Below are 14837 nucleotides of genomic sequence, written 5' to 3'. Positions count from 1 at the left end.
CCTTTATTTGAAGACGAGCCAAAAAACGCTGAATAGCCTTGGCTTTCAGCGTTTGACATATCACTGTGCAGACAGGCTGAGCTGGGCGCGCGGCGTCCAGTCCTGGCCCTGTCCTTCGGTCTTGGGAGCCCCCAGAAACAGGCGCTCCAGAGGCAGATTCTGGCTGGCCAGATAGTCACGCACCGCCACACCACGGGCCAGCGCCAGCTCGCGCATGGCGTCATCGGGCACGCCAATGTTATCGATCAGCAAGGCCTTCATCTGCTCGGCGGGCAAATCCTTGGCAATACCGATCATGTTACGGGGCTTTTTTACATCGGCACGGCTGTAGACCGCCTTGAGCAGCGCTGGGCGCTCGGCATCCGTCACGCCGCGCACCTCATCGCCGTTCTTGCCATCACGAATCGCTTCGCGGCGCTTTTGTGCCAGCAGCAAACGATCGAGTTGCGCCAACTTCCAGCCCTGCCTGTCCTCGGCCTCGCGGGACTCCCCCACCACCGTCATTTTGAGCGCCGGCCTGTCGCTCAGCGATTTGACGATCTTGCTCAGATTTTCCTTGGCCTTGGCATCGAGCTCAGCACTACCGGGAGCAAAAGTGACGGCACCTGATTCGTCGCCGCCCGAGAACGCTCCCGACAGCAGGGCAAACGGTGCCGTCACGGCCTTCATGATGAGATTGCCAATCACCTTGAAGATGATTGGCGCCAGGCGGAATTGCGGGTCGTTGAGCGAGCCGCTGATGGGCAGATCCAGGTCAATCACGCCATTGCGGTCGGCCAGCAAGGCCACGGCCAGACGCACCGGCAGCGAAGCCGGTGCGCCCTGCACCGCATCGCCAAAGGTCAGCTGATGCAGCACCAGCTTGTTGGAAGCCGTGAGCTGTCCATCGGGCTGCACCTTGTAGTTCACATCCATATGCAGCTTGCCGCGCTCAATGCCGTGACCTGCGTACTTGATGGAGTAAGGCGACAGGGGCGAGAGCTCCAGATCCCGCATTTGCGCACGCACGTCCAGCGCCAAAGGCTTGGCCAGCGGGTTGATCTTGCCGGTGATCTCCAGCGAAGCCGTGCCCTGCGCCCTGCCCTTGATTTCCAGATCGGCCATTTGCGGCTCCGTCTGGCCTGGCGGCAACCGGGAAGAGAAAGCACTGAGGCGACCCGCCAGATCGCTCAGATCGGCCGAGTAATTGGGCTGGATGAAATAGTCGGAAAACTGCACCTTGCCGCCCGTCAGCACAATCGGGCCCACCGTGATGATGGGCGCGGGGCCGCTATCCTCGGCCTTGACAGGCTCGGCAGGCTTGGCGGCATCAGGCTTGGCACCGGCTGCGGCCTGGGCATTGGCCAGCTCGTTCTGCGCCACGGATTGCTCGGACGTCTCGGTCTTCACGATATCCTGCAAGTTGATCCGGCCGTTGCGCTGCACGATAACGCGGGCAAAGAAGTCGCTCAGCGCCGTCTCACGCACGCTGACGCGCAGCGGCTGCGTGGGCTGCAGATTCAAATCCAGTCCGCGCACGGCCAGTGTTCTCCAGGCCAGCAAGTCATCGCCCAAGCCCAGACCGGTCTTGCTCGCCAAGTCCTTGGCGCGGTCTGCCGTGGAGTCATTGAGCACAGCCGTCAGCGCGCCCTTGGCAGTGCTGGGCGCGCCGCTCTCCTGCCTGACGGGCTCCGCCAGGGTAGAGCGCATGCGCATATCAAGCAGCGCTACATCCCCTTGCACACTGAGCTTGGGACCCTTGGCCAAGGCCTCGAAACTGAGCTTGCCTTTGAAATTGCCATCGGCGCGCACCAGATTCACATTGAGCTTGCGGCCAAAATAAGGCTCGAACGCATGCAAGGGCAAGGCGTTGACCTGCAACTGCCCCTGGGCAGAGGCTGGCGTCAGGCCAAACTGGCCCTTGAATTGAATACTGCCCGCCTGCACGCGACGGCCCGAGGCAATCTTGGCAGACAGCTCAAGCGGCGTGGGAGCGGCCTTTTGAGTCAGCGGCTCGAAAGTGCCCAGGCGCACGCGCAGCGCGCTCAGCTCCAGTTGCACCGCCTGGCTGGCCTGATCCGGCACAGGCGCCAGATCCTTGAATTGAATGGCACCGCCGTCTACCGCCAGCGCCGCCAGCTTGACGGCCCAGGACTTGGCTTCGGTCTTGCCATCCGCCCTGCCCTGCTGCTTGACCGCAGTCTTGCCGGGCGCAGGCAACCACTGCTGGTACATCCAGCGACCTTGGGCATCACGCACCACAGCCAGCTGGGGCTTTTGCACGGCAATCGATTCCACCACCACCTGCTGTGCACTCAGATCGACCTGAGCCCCCGTCAGCTTGACTTGCTCCACCATCACCGGCGTCTGTTTGTCATGTAGCTGCAGCTTGTCGGCCGTGAATTCACTGACATGGGCTATCACACCGGCCTCGCCCCAGGAGACTTCGGCCTGGCTGGCCAGCATGGCGCTCAACTCAGGTTTGAAATGCGCAGCCAGATAGGGCTGCACCCATTGCAAAGGCAGCTGCTGCAGCTGAATGCTGAGTTTGCCCTCCTTGGGGGCAGCCAGACCTTGCAGTTCCAGCTTGGCTGCAGCACCGGCATCTGGGGTGCCAGCGCCAGCTTGGCGCAGTTCACTGCTGGCCGTCAGATTCAGCGGCTGGCTCATAGGCCAAGCCACGCTGCTCACTTCCAGCGACAGAGGCGAGAGCGTCAGCGCCGCAGGCGCAGCGCCTGTGGCGGCATCGCGCCAGTGCACCGTGCCGGCATCCAGGTTGAATTGCTGCACCGCAATCTGCAGCGGGGAAGCCGATGCGGCCGGTTTAGCCGGCTCAACGGCCTTGTTTGCAGCCACCGTTTGTTCATCGGTCTGCGGCTTGGCCTCAGCAGCCTTGCTGGCTTGGTCATTGCCAGCAGACAGACCCAGCCAGTTGATCACGCCTTGTGCATCGCGACTGGCGTGAATTTCGGGTTTGACCCAGCGCACCGACTCCAGCGTGATCTGGTTTTGCAGCGGCTGCGTATTCTTCAGCTGCACCTGAAGCGACTCAAAGCTCAAGAGCGGCGCACTCTGACGGTCCCGCAGCTCCACCTCGGAGAGCGTCAGTTTGCCATTGAGGCGCACCACGGCTTGCTCCTGCTGCTCGAACGCGATTTGCAAATCCGTATCCAGCACACCGGACACAGGCTTGACCGGCACAGACTCAGGCACATAGCCCAGATAAGGCTTCAGGTCTATATGCGCCCATTGGAGATTGAGCGCCGTCTGGCGATTGTCGGCAAAAGGCGTGCTCTCGCCTGTAGAGGCGAACTGGCTGCCATTGAGTTCAAACGCCAGATGCGGCAGCACCTTGATTTCACGCTTGGATGCCAGATTGCTGATGAAGGGAATGCTCAACTGCAGCGCCTTGAGCTCGTGCTTGCGCTGCACGGCTTCATCATTGAGCTCGATACGACCATCGCGCAGGGCAATGTTGTAGAGCGCAAAGTCCACGGGCTTGGAGGCCTCGTCCTTGGGCTCGGACAGCTTGGCGATCACATCGTCGATATCGAGCTTGCCCACGGAGTGCTGGGTGAGACGCAGCACGGGCGAGTCCACCTCCACCGCATCCAGCACTGGCGCCAGCCGAAACAGGGACTGGATGCTAGCATTCACAAAAATGCGCTTGATCTCCAGCTGTGGCTCCGCAGAATTTTCGGAGGTTTTTTGAGCTTCAGCGCTTTCTGAATCTACGCTATTAGCTACGTTTTTTGTAGCTTTATCAATCACCAGATCATGCAAGCTGATGGCCATGGACCAGGGCGCAAACTCGACCTTGCCCACATGCACCTGGCGGCCCAACTTGGCCGAGGCCTGTTTTTCCAGTTGGCTCTTGACCACAATAGGCAGCAATGCCCACAAGAGCAGCCACAGCAGCAAAATTCCCAGAACAAGCCAGATCAGGCGGCGTAGCAAACGATGCGTTGAAAGCAGCGGCATGAGTGATTTTTTGAAAGACATGAACAAGGGGCTGCCCTCCAACCCCAGCAGCGCAAACAACGATAGCAAACATGGCAGTCAGCACGTGCGATGGCGCAAATGTACTCTTGCCGCAGCGCAGCTTTCATGCTTCCATGAAAACGCAAAACACTCTATATATAGAGGGCTGCATTTTTCCCATGGAAGTCCTATGGAAAGTCGGTGCGCCGGGCCAGATTTTTCACACCATTCTTACCCACTCCGCAGCCGGCAATCAATGACTTCAGCCGCCATGCCGATGCGAGAATTTGGTGGAATGGAAGGCTGCAAAAACAAGAAAGCCCGGAAGTGGCGAAACCAACTTCCGGGCCCTACGGCAAGTACCAGACTGTGCCGTTTTTTCGCAGACAAGGAGGATAAAGTCCTTGCTGCTGGAAGCAAGAGATTGCTCCCGTGAGTGCCTCAGCGAAGATTACAAGCAACGTGACCAGAGCTCTCTGAAAGTGCCTTGGCTAGGTTTGCCTTTCCCTTTCTTTGGCGAACACCTGCAGTTTGCAGGCAGATTCACTATATCCGTGCAGGCAAAGGGTTACCAGCGTTTTTTCATTTTATTTCTCTTTTTTGATGCAAATAAGGATGTGAGCACACACACTGCTTGTAGTGGTGATTTCCCGAAGACCTTCTTGTAAATAGCTGTGCTTTTATACAGCTTTAATATTACTTTAAAATATTAAAACTATTTTTGTTAGTGTTGACCGATTATTAAGAGGACTCCTAGAATCCGCCAGCGCTCGAAAAGAGCGTTTTTTGTTTCCGCTGCCTCACGACTGAGCAGACCGACATACGCCTTCCGGACACTCCGGCCCAGGCGCTTTTAGTCGGCCCGCAGCAAAACCTCATTGAGGTCGTTGCCAACGGCAATTCGCCAACCATCCAGGTTGCATAGCGATGCCCCGGGGCAGCCCTCCAGAAAGGACAAGCTATGCCAGCGTCAGAAAAATTGGTCGCCTCCGCGCGAACGTTGGGCCACAAAGTGGCCCATGGTTTTCTTGCTCTCACCCACAACGGTTTCGCCCTCCTGGGCTTGGCCGTGGCCATCTCGGCCTTGATTTTGATCTCCCGCCCCGATCTGCGGCTCGCTGGTGAAAGCCAGCTGCGCCAATGGTTGGATGCCCGCCAGCCCGTGATGGCCGAAGCTGAAGTTGCTGTCGAAGATGTGGCCACCGCCATGGTCGCAGCCAGCGACCGTGCCACGGCCGCCAATCCCAAGAGCCTGCCCAAAGAGCAGGCTGCCGTAGCCTACTGGCTGAGCAAGAAGTACCGCGTAGCACCCGAGCCCCTGGCGGCTCTGGTCAGCGAAGCCTATGCCCAGGGCAAGGCCAACAAGCTGGACCCCATGCTGATCCTGGCCATCATGGCCATTGAATCGAGCTTCAACCCCTTTGCCCAAAGCTCGGTCGGTGCCCAGGGCCTGATGCAGGTCATGACTTCGGTGCACACCGACAAGTACGAGAGCTTTGGCGGCCAGCATGCTGCTTTTGATCCCGTGACCAACCTCAAGGTAGGCGTCAAGGTGCTCAAGGATTGCATCGCCCGTGCCGGCTCCATCGAAGGCGGACTGCGTTACTACGTGGGCGCCGCCAATCTGCCCAGCGACGGCGGCTATGCAGCCAAGGTACTGGCCGAACACCAGCGCATGCGCGCGGCCGTCGGTCTGCGCGGCGACTCTCTGTTGACAGCCAAGGCCGATGCGCCTGCGCAAAAGGTCAAGGCCAATCCTTCGACACATGCCAAGGATACCCTCACCTCCTCGGCCATCGACAGCCTGAGCCAGCCCTCGGCAGCGCTCGACAAGAACGTCGTCAAGCTGGCCCAGGCCAACGTAGGGCAAATGTAAGGCGTCTGCCTCTGCACCCGGGAGCTGGCCATGGCCAGCTCTTTTCATTGGTGCCACTCCAGTGCCGGCAGCTTTTGTGCAAATGCACAAAACGCAACAAAGCCCATGGACTTGCAGCGGGAGCTTGGGGAAAGCCCGGCCCGGCTCAGCTACACTAGCGGGTGTACGCAACTGGCGATAGGCGCAGAAATTTCTCTGCCGCTGACGTGGAAACCAGCAGACTGCAAGGTCTGTGAACCACCGGGGAGCGTACCGCCCAAGGTCGCAGCGATTGCAACCCGCAAGCGTTTCAGCCGTTCGCCTGGGCAGCCCTTGGCCTCAAGGGAATTTCAAGTTCACAGGACTGCCATGTTTCAACGCACCGATACCGTCGAGAAAGTCGACCCCGAACTGTTTGCCGCCATCCAGGCTGAAAACCATCGCCAGCAAGAGCACATCGAGCTGATCGCCAGCGAGAACTACTGCTCGCCCGCCGTGATGGAAGCCCAAGGCTCCCAGCTGACCAACAAGTACGCCGAAGGCTATCCAGGCAAGCGTTACTACGGTGGCTGCGAGCATGTGGACGTGGTCGAGCAACTGGCCATCGACCGCATCAAGCAAATCTTTGGCGCTGAAGCCGCCAACGTGCAACCCAATTCCGGCTCGCAAGCCAACCAGGCCGTGCTGATGGCGTTTGCCAAGCCCGGCGACACCATTCTGGGCATGAGCCTGGCCGAAGGCGGTCACCTGACCCACGGCATGGCGCTGAACATGTCCGGCAAGTGGTTCAAGGCCGTTTCCTACGGTCTGGATGCCAACGAAGCCATCGACTACGACAAGATGGAAGAGCTGGCGCGCGAGCACAAGCCCCGCATCATCGTTGCCGGCGCCTCTGCCTACGCTCTGCACATCGATTTCGAGCGCTTCGCCAAGATCGCCAAGGAAGTCGGCGCCATCCTGTGGGTGGACATGGCTCACTACGCCGGTCTGATCGCTGCTGGTGTGTATCCCAACCCCGTGCCCCACGCCGACGTGGTCACCACCACCACCCACAAGAGCCTGCGCGGCCCCCGTGGCGGCGTGATCCTGATGAAGGCCGAGCACGAGAAGGCGCTGAACAGCGCCATCTTCCCCGGCCTGCAAGGCGGCCCGCTGATGCACGTGATCGCCGGCAAGGCCGTGGCGTTCAAGGAAGCCCTGACTCCTGAGTTCAAGGCTTACCAGGAACAAGTGGTCAAGAACGCCAAGGTCATGGCCGACACGCTGACCGAACGCGGTCTGCGCATCGTCTCCGGTCGCACCGAAAGCCACGTCATGCTGGTGGACCTGCGCGCCAAGGGCATTACCGGCAAGGCTGCTGAAGCGGCTCTGGGTCTGGCTCACATCACCGTGAACAAGAACGCAATCCCCAACGATCCCGAAAAGCCATTCGTGACCAGCGGCATCCGCATCGGTACTCCCGCCATGACCACCCGTGGTTTCGGCGAAGAAGAAACCCGTATCACCGCCAACCTGGTGGCCGACGTGCTGGACAACCCCAACGACGAAGCCACTCTGGCTGCCGTGCGTGAGAAGGTGGCTGCACTGACCGCCCGCCTGCCGGTTTACAGCAAGTAATCAAGGCCCTGCCGTTCTGCCATGAAGTGTCCCTTCTGCAATCACCCGGACACGCAAGTCGTTGAGACACGCGAGTCCGAAGACGGGGCCTTCATTCGCCGTCGCCGCCGCTGCGGCGGCTGCGACAAACGCTTTACCACCTACGAGCGACCCGAGGTCAGCTTTCCCACGGTGGTGAAAAAGGACGGCCGGCGCATTGAATACGAGCGCGGCAAATTGCAGGGTTCTTTCCAGATTGCCTTGCGCAAACGCCCGGTGAGCACCGAACTCATCGATGCCGCCATTGAGCGCATCGAAGACAAGCTGCTGAATCTGGGCACGCGTGAAGTGGTCTCCAGCCGCTTGGGCGAGCTGGTGATGGAAGAACTCAAGGGCATGGACAAGGTGGGTTATATCCGCTTTGCCAGCGTGTACCGCAGCTTCAAGGATGTGGACGATTTCACCAGCATCATGGATGAGGTGCGCAGTCCCAAGAATCCCAAGCCGCCCAAGAAATAAGTTCTCTGCCGCAGCCAAAGCCACCCTCGGGTGGCTTTGTTGTTTTTGCCAATCGCAGCAAAAACAGAAGCGGGATGCGCTTGCCAGTCAAGAAATTCAGTTTTAAACGCACCTGAAGTGCAATGCAATCAAGCGCCATTAGCTTTTAATTCAATAGCAAATTCAATGAGTACGGGCTACAGCCCCGCTGCCGTGCCCCACAAAGCACAACGCCAACCCTGGCGATAGATGCCGGGGCTGGCGTTGATACGAACTATCGAGTTTTCAAGCATAGCGCGGGGCCGGCTTGCTCCGCGCCATGCGGCGATTCAAAGCTCAGGGCGCTGCAGCAGGAATCGGCTTCAGGCCCGAATCCACATCCCCACACTGGGCGCGGTGGCGCAGCGCGTGATCCATCACCACCAGCGCCAGCAGCGCCTCGGCAATGGGTGCGGCGCGAATGCCCACGCAGGGGTCATGGCGGCCCTTGGTGATGACTTCGGCACTCTGGCCGTGCACGTCAATCGACTCACGCGGCGTGATGATGGAGCTGGTGGGCTTGATGCCAATGCGCACTTCCAGATCCTGGCCGGTGCTGATACCGCCCACAATGCCGCCGGCATTGTTGCTGCGGAAACCCTCGGGGCTCAGCGAATCGCCATGCGTGGTGCCGCGCTGGGCCACGCTGTCGAAGCCAGCGCCAATTTCCACGGCCTTGACGGCATTCAAACCCATCATGGCGTAGGCAATATCGGCATCCAGTCGGTCATACAGGGGCTGGCCCAGGCCAACGGGCATGTTGCTGGCGTTCACGTGCAGAGCCGCACCGCAGGAGTCGCCGCTCTTGCGCAGCTGCTCCATGTATTCCTCGTACTGGCTCACATCGGCCACGGGTGCGAAGAAAGGGTTGTGGGGCACATGCTCCCAACTCTCGAAACCGATGGGCAGCTCGCCGATCTGCGTCATGCAGGCGCGAAACTCGGTACCGAACTTTTCCTTGAGCCACTTCTTGGCCACGGCACCCGCCGCCACCGTGGGCGCCGTCAATCGTGCCGAAGAGCGGCCGCCACCGCGCGGATCGCGGATGCCGTACTTCTGAAAATAAGCATAGTCGGCATGACCGGGGCGGAAGCTCTGCGCAATATTGGAGTAATCCTTGCTGCGCTGGTCCGTGTTGCGGATCAGCAGCGCAATCGGCGTGCCCGTGGTCTTGCCCTCGTACACGCCCGAGAGAATCTCGACGGCATCGGGTTCATTGCGCTGGGTCACGAACTTGCTGGTACCGGGGCGGCGGCGATCCAGATCATGCTGGATGTCTGCCTCGCTCAGCTCCATGCCCGGAGGGCAGCCGTCAATCACACAGCCAATGGCCGGACCGTGAGATTCACCAAAATTCGTAACCGTGAAAATTGTGCCAAAGGTATTGCCGCTCATAGACTGCGGATTATCGTTGATGTGGCGGCCCAGGTGCCGCAGCCGCCTTCTTGCTTCGGCATTGCTGGCTTGTCCTGCCCTCGCTGCAAGGCAAAAACCCGTCCCCCTGTCACCCGCGCTTGCCGCGCCGCTTACCAGTGCGCCTCATCCGTGCCCGGTGGCACCGAAGGCCTGTCCCAGGCTGCAGGCGTGCGCGAAAACTGCGCGCAATGGCGCACGGCCTGCAGCCGCCCAAAGCCGCTGTCCAGCATTTCCAGATATGGCGTGATATCGGGCCTTGCCTCGCTCCATTGCGGCTGCTCCACACGCCCCAGGCTGCGCAACCAGTGCGCCACACCTGCCAGAGTGACGCGCACCCGCCAGCTGCCGCCCTCCCGGGCCTGGCGCAGCAAGGCCGCCTGTACGCCAAAAGCCAGCAGAAAGCCCGCCCCATAGTCCAGCGCCTGCATGGGCAGGACTTGCGGCTTGGCCAGACCACGGGCCGCCGCTTCATCGGCGTTGATGCCGGTGGCCGTCTGCACCAGCGAATCAAAACCACGCCGCCCGGCCCACGGACCTTGCCAGCCATAGGCGCACAACTCGCCCACCACAATGCCGGGGCGCAGTTGCGCCAGCTGCTCCGCACCGAAACCCTTGGCCGCCAGCGCACCGGGGCGATAGGCCTGCATAAAGACATGGGCCTGGCCCAGCAAGGCCCTCAGCGCCTCACGGCCCTGCGCCGTCTCCAGATCCACATGGGCCGAACGCTTTCCGCGGCTGGTGTCGGCAATGGCATCGATATTGGGCAGATGCGGGCTGTTGATCAGCATCACCTGCGCACCATAGGCTGCCAGCGTGCGCCCGGCCACGGGGCCTGCCAGAATGCGCGTCAAATCCAGCACCTTGAGACCCGCCAAAGGCCGCTGCTCCGCCCCCAATACAGGCCAAGCCATGGGCGGTGCGTCGCCCATGCGTTCGATCGCCACCAGCGGCTGGGCGGCAATGACGGCCGCATGACCCAGCGCCTGCCATGCTTCATGGCTGCGCGATGCGGCAATCGGCAGGCCTTGTTGCGCCGCCGCCACTTCAAAACGCTCTGCACTCCACTGCTGCAGCGCCTGCTCCACGGCGGCCCTGGGCGTGTCCGGCCCGGGCGCCAAGCCTAGCAGCGCCAGCGCGCCATCGCGGTGATGCTCGAAATTGGCATGAATACGCACCCAGCCGGGCGCGCCCACCGCCGCGCCGCAGGCATAGAGACCGGAGATGGGCGACCAGAGATCGGGTTGCAGGCCATCAAGCAGAAAGTAGCCGCTGCTTTCAAACGCCGCGTGCTGGGCGCTGATGGCCACGGTTTGCGCAGGCCGGCTGCCATCGCGCAAGTCGCCGATCTCGGTCGCCATCAAGGCCGCTGCGCCCACACTGGCCTGCACCAGATCGGCCGCCGCAAAGCTGGCGGCAAAGCCCTGGGCCTGGCCCGTCAGTTGCGCGCGCTGCAAAGCCTGGGGATCAAGCCCGCACTGCGCCCACAGTCCGTGCAAGGCCGAGACGGCATTCGCACTGACAGCAGCATCAAAATCTGAAGCGTTTTCAATATTTTTCATAGCAAACAGCGCTTGACAGCTAAGCGCTTCACGGCAATTTCATTGAAAAAACAAAAAACCCGCACAGCCAGGCTTGCGGGTTTGAGGTTGGATGGCGTAGTAGACGCTGGGTAGGTGTGTTCTACAGCTGCGCTTACTCGGCGCCCTGGCGTTCGCCTTCGGGCCAGTCGCGGATATAGGCCTTGAGCATGCGGTTCTCGAAATTCTGACTGTCCACCACGGCCTTGGCCACGTCATAGAGGCTGATCACGCCCATGAGCATGCGCTTGTCCATCACCGGCATATAGCGGGCGTGGCGGTCCAGCATCATGCGGCGCACCTCGTCCATATCGGTTTCCATGGTGCAGGTCATGGGAGCATCATCCATGGCGGAGCGCACCGTCATGCTGCCGATGCCGCCGCCTTTGACAAAGCCCTGAATCACTTCGCGGAAGGTCAGCATGCCCACCACATCGCCATGGTCCATCACGACCAGGGAGCCGATGTCCTTGTCCGACATCACCTGCACCGCCTCGGCCAGGCTCTCATCGGGCGACACCGTGTACAAGGTATTGCCTTTGACGCGCAGGATGTCACTTACTTTCATTGCCGTTCTCCGAATCTGAATTGAGCACCTTGTCCCCCACGTGTCACCACGGCGGCCGGACAGTTCGCAAGGCACTTTAGTGCGTACACAAATATAGCCCACAATGCCTGCAGCATCAGGCAACTGAAGCGACTGCACCCCGTAAATTCCCCATTCTGGTGCATCGATTCACGATGTCTGAACCTCTCTCGCCAAAACACCAAAATGGAGACAAGACATGCCCGGCTACTCAGACCCCGGCTTTGACACCCTGAGCCTGCACGCAGGCGCACAGCCCGACCCGGCCACCGGCGCGCGCGCCGTGCCCATCCATCTGACGACCTCCTTCGTCTTCGAGTCCAGCGACCACGCGGCCAGCCTGTTCAATCTGGAACGCCCAGGCCATGTCTACAGCCGCATCTCCAACCCCACCAATGCCGTGCTGGAGCAGCGCGTATCGGCCCTGGAAGGCGGCGTGGGCGCCATTGCCGTGGCCAGCGGCCAGGCCGCACTGCACCTGTCGATTGCCACGCTGATGGGCGCGGGCAGCCATATCGTGGCCAGCACCGCCCTGTATGGCGGCAGCCAGAACCTGCTGCACTACACGCTGGCGCGCTTCGGCATAGAGACCACGTTTGTCAAACCCGGCGACATCGACGGCTGGAAGGCCGCCGTGCGCCCCAACACCAAGCTCTTCTTTGGCGAAACCGTGGGCAACCCCGGCCTGGATGTTTTGGACATTCCCACCGTCAGTGCTATCGCCCACGAAGCCGGCGTGCCGCTGCTGGTGGACTCCACCCTGACCTCGCCCTGGCTGATCAAGCCTTTCGAGCACGGCGCGGACATCGTCTACCACTCGGCCACCAAGTTCCTGTCCGGCCACGGCACGGTGATAGGCGGCATCGTGGTCGACGGCGGCAGCTTTGACTGGGAAAAGTCGGGCCGTTTCCCCGAGCTGACCCAGCCCTACGACGGCTTTCACAACATGGTGTTCAGCGAAGAGAGCACCACCGGCGCCTTTTTGCTGCGTGCGCGCCGTGAAGGCCTGCGCGACTTTGGCGCCTGCATGAGCCCGCACAGTGCCTGGCTAATCCTGCAAGGCATAGAGACCCTGCCGCTGCGCATGGAGCGCCATATGAAGAACACCGAAAAAGTGGTGCAGTTCCTGGCCAGCCATCCGCTGGTCAGCCGCGTGGGCCACCCCATGCTGGAGACGCACTCCTCGCATGCGCTGGCCCAAAAGCTGCTGCCGCGCGGCGCGGGCTCGGTATTCAGCTTTGACATTGCCGGCAACCGCAACCAGGGCAAGAAGTTCATCGAAACGCTCAAGGTCTTCAGCCATCTGGCCAATGTGGGCGATTGCCGCTCGCTGGTGATTCACCCGGCCAGCACCACGCATTTCCGCATGACGGACGAAGCCCTGAGCCAAGCCGGCATCAGCCAGGGCACGATCCGTTTGTCCATCGGCCTGGAAGATGCCGACGATCTGATCGACGACTTGAAGCGCGCCTTGAAGGCTGCAGAGAAAGCGGCCTGATGCTGCCCGGCCTCGATATTTACGTAAAAACAGCCTCTAGCGCTTATCACCATTGCGGGAATAGCTATGTTTTTTGAAGTCAACAACGCGAAAATCTACGCCTATACCGGCGGCAAGGCCTTCGATGCCGCCAAGCCCACCGCCATCTTTATCCACGGCGTGCTTTGCGACCACAGCGTCTGGGCACTGCAAAGCCGCTACATGGCCAACCACGGCTGGAATGTGCTGGCCCTGGACCTGCCCGGCCATTGCAAGAGCGGCGGTGCGGCCTCCCAGACCGTGGAGGAAGCCGCCGCCTTTATCGGCCAACTAATGAACGCAGCCGGTCTGGACAAGGCCGCGCTGATCGGCCATAGCTGGGGCAGCCTGATTGCCATGGAAGCGGCGGCCCAACTGAAGGAGCGCATCAGCCATCTGGTGCTGGCGGGCACGGCCTTTCCCATGAAGGTCTCGCCCGCGCTGCTGGATTCGGCGCTGAACACGCCCGAAAAAGCCATTGCCATGGTCAACACCTTCTCGCGTGCCACGCTGGCACCACCCAATGGCGCCGGCAGCTGGGTATTTGGCGCGGGCATGGCCCTGGGCCGCCGGGTACTGGCCAGTAATGCAGAGACCAATCTGCTGCACACGGGCTTTAGCGCCTGCGACCGCTATGCCGGCGGCGAGGCGGCCATGGCCCAGATCAGCGCCCCTGCGCTGTTCGTGCTCGGCGAGCAGGACCAGATGACACCGCCCAAGGCTGCCAAAGGCCTGATCGAAGCCGCCAAGGCGGCGGGCAAGCCGGTCAAGGTCCAGCTGATTGCCAACGGCCACAACCAGATGACGGAGTCGCCCGACGCCACGCTGTTTGCGATCCGGGATTTTCTGGCGGCCTAAAACCGTCGTATCTGCCACTAAGCTCGGGGCATGACCACCGCTTTCATGCCTTATAGCCAGTTGGCCGCCGCCTGCGCCAGCTGGCAGCAGATCCCTCTGACCGGCCTCAGCCCGCGCCGCCCGCTCAATCTGGCGGACAAAAAAGCCGACTGGAAAGCCGCTTTGACCACGCTGCAGCGCTTTGCGGGTAGCTCCGGCTACCAGGCTCCGCTGCAGCTGCCAGCCCATGCCGCACTGGAGAACTATTGGGATTGGCAGGCTGCCGGGCAAGAAGCCTGCCATCTGCTGATCTACGGCATGGATCTGGGCCTGAGCGGCTATGTGCTGCGCCCCATCTATCTGGAAACCGTGGCGCTGTGGAGGGATGCGGCTGCCGTGGCCGGCCATGCCCGCGCCAGCATGGGTCAGGCCACGGGTGCAGACTATGGCGTGCCCGCGCCCATCAACACCCGCAGTGCGCAGTACAAATACGCCGTCATCCTCATGGCGTTGGCCGTGTTGCTGGATGCGCCCGAAGAAATCCCCGCCATCGTCGAGCAGGTGCTGGTGTTTGATACCGACCGCCTGCTGGACTACCTGAGCGCCGCGGCCATGGAGCTGGAAGAAGTCAACGAGACCCTGTTCCACCCCCGGCCTTATGGCGCGCTGCTGCCATTTTTCGAGCAGCTCGGCGAGGCCGAACCCGAGCTGCTGCAGCCCTATCTTCAAACCCAGTACGCGCAATTTCACCGCCTCTCGCCCAAGCAGCAGAAAAAAGGCGGGCCGTGGCAGGGCACGTTTTACTGGGCGCTGGAGGTGGCCGCACTTTCCGTACTCTATGGCTGGGACGATGGCGACTTACGCACTTCGCCCCACTACCCGGCCGATCTGGTGGACTTTGCGCGGCAGCGCGGGCAGGCAGGCCTGGCCGACGAAGCCGGCTGAATCAGACGATTT

11 protein-coding genes and 1 riboswitch are annotated in these 14837 nt (G+C 61.3%); of the genes, 7 read left to right on the top strand and 4 right to left on the bottom strand.

What is annotated here, in order from left to right; all coding sequences use genetic code 11:
- Positions 1-60: 60 nt before the first annotated feature.
- Positions 61-3960, bottom strand: coding sequence for a DUF748 domain-containing protein (locus tag ACNAZA_RS07395; RefSeq protein ID WP_415795860.1), 3900 nt, complete (start codon positions 3958-3960; stop codon positions 61-63).
- 404 nt (positions 3961-4364) lie between these two features.
- Here ACNAZA_RS07395 and ACNAZA_RS07390 point away from each other — a divergent pair, with 404 nt between their 5' ends.
- The 4 genes from ACNAZA_RS07390 (at position 4365) to nrdR (ending at position 7930) form a co-directional block, all read left to right on the top strand.
- Positions 4365-4628, top strand: a complete 264-nt coding sequence (locus ACNAZA_RS07390; RefSeq protein ID WP_415795859.1) for a hypothetical protein — start codon at positions 4365-4367, stop codon at positions 4626-4628.
- Between the two features lie 293 nt (positions 4629-4921).
- Positions 4922-5836, top strand: a complete 915-nt coding sequence (locus ACNAZA_RS07385) for a lytic transglycosylase domain-containing protein (protein ID WP_415795858.1) — start codon at positions 4922-4924, stop codon at positions 5834-5836.
- Positions 5837-5993: 157 nt separating this feature from the next.
- Positions 5994-6150: riboswitch (ZMP/ZTP riboswitch) on the top strand.
- A 34-nt stretch (positions 6151-6184) separates the two neighbouring features.
- Positions 6185-7432, top strand: a complete 1248-nt coding sequence (gene glyA / locus ACNAZA_RS07380; RefSeq protein ID WP_415795857.1) for a serine hydroxymethyltransferase — start codon at positions 6185-6187, stop codon at positions 7430-7432.
- A gap of 21 nt (positions 7433-7453) precedes the next feature.
- Positions 7454-7930, top strand: coding sequence for a transcriptional regulator NrdR (gene nrdR, locus ACNAZA_RS07375; RefSeq protein ID WP_120969375.1), 477 nt, complete (start codon positions 7454-7456; stop codon positions 7928-7930).
- A gap of 315 nt (positions 7931-8245) precedes the next feature.
- Here nrdR and aroC read toward each other — a convergent pair whose 3' ends face one another.
- From aroC to ACNAZA_RS07360, 3 genes are all read right to left on the bottom strand, one after another.
- Positions 8246-9343 carry a chorismate synthase gene (gene aroC / locus ACNAZA_RS07370; RefSeq protein WP_415795855.1) on the bottom strand — a complete coding sequence of 366 codons (1098 nt, stop codon included), beginning with the start codon at positions 9341-9343 and terminating at the stop codon, positions 8246-8248.
- A 131-nt stretch (positions 9344-9474) separates the two neighbouring features.
- A complete protein-coding gene (locus ACNAZA_RS07365) occupies positions 9475-10923 on the bottom strand; it encodes a CoA transferase (RefSeq protein WP_415795854.1) in 1449 nt (482 codons plus the stop codon).
- A gap of 133 nt (positions 10924-11056) precedes the next feature.
- A complete protein-coding gene (locus tag ACNAZA_RS07360; RefSeq protein ID WP_120969381.1) occupies positions 11057-11509 on the bottom strand; it encodes a CBS domain-containing protein in 453 nt (150 codons plus the stop codon).
- A gap of 217 nt (positions 11510-11726) precedes the next feature.
- Between ACNAZA_RS07360 and ACNAZA_RS07355 the strand changes: the two genes are divergently transcribed.
- From ACNAZA_RS07355 to ACNAZA_RS07345, 3 genes are all read left to right on the top strand, one after another.
- Entirely contained in the window at positions 11727-13025 is a 1299-nt protein-coding gene (locus ACNAZA_RS07355) for an O-acetylhomoserine aminocarboxypropyltransferase (protein WP_415795853.1), read from the top strand.
- A 66-nt stretch (positions 13026-13091) separates the two neighbouring features.
- Positions 13092-13901 carry an alpha/beta fold hydrolase gene (locus ACNAZA_RS07350; protein ID WP_415795852.1) on the top strand — a complete coding sequence of 270 codons (810 nt, stop codon included), beginning with the start codon at positions 13092-13094 and terminating at the stop codon, positions 13899-13901.
- A 30-nt stretch (positions 13902-13931) separates the two neighbouring features.
- Positions 13932-14825, top strand: coding sequence for a PoNe immunity protein domain-containing protein (locus tag ACNAZA_RS07345; RefSeq protein WP_415795850.1), 894 nt, complete (start codon positions 13932-13934; stop codon positions 14823-14825).
- Positions 14826-14837 lie beyond the last annotated feature (12 nt).

Source organism: Comamonas aquatilis, assembly GCF_965139575.1.
Classification (GTDB): Bacteria; Pseudomonadota; Gammaproteobacteria; order Burkholderiales; family Burkholderiaceae_C; genus Comamonas; species Comamonas aquatilis.
The sequence above is the reverse complement of the archived record's forward strand: the minus strand, read 5'-3'. Positions and strand labels throughout refer to the sequence as shown.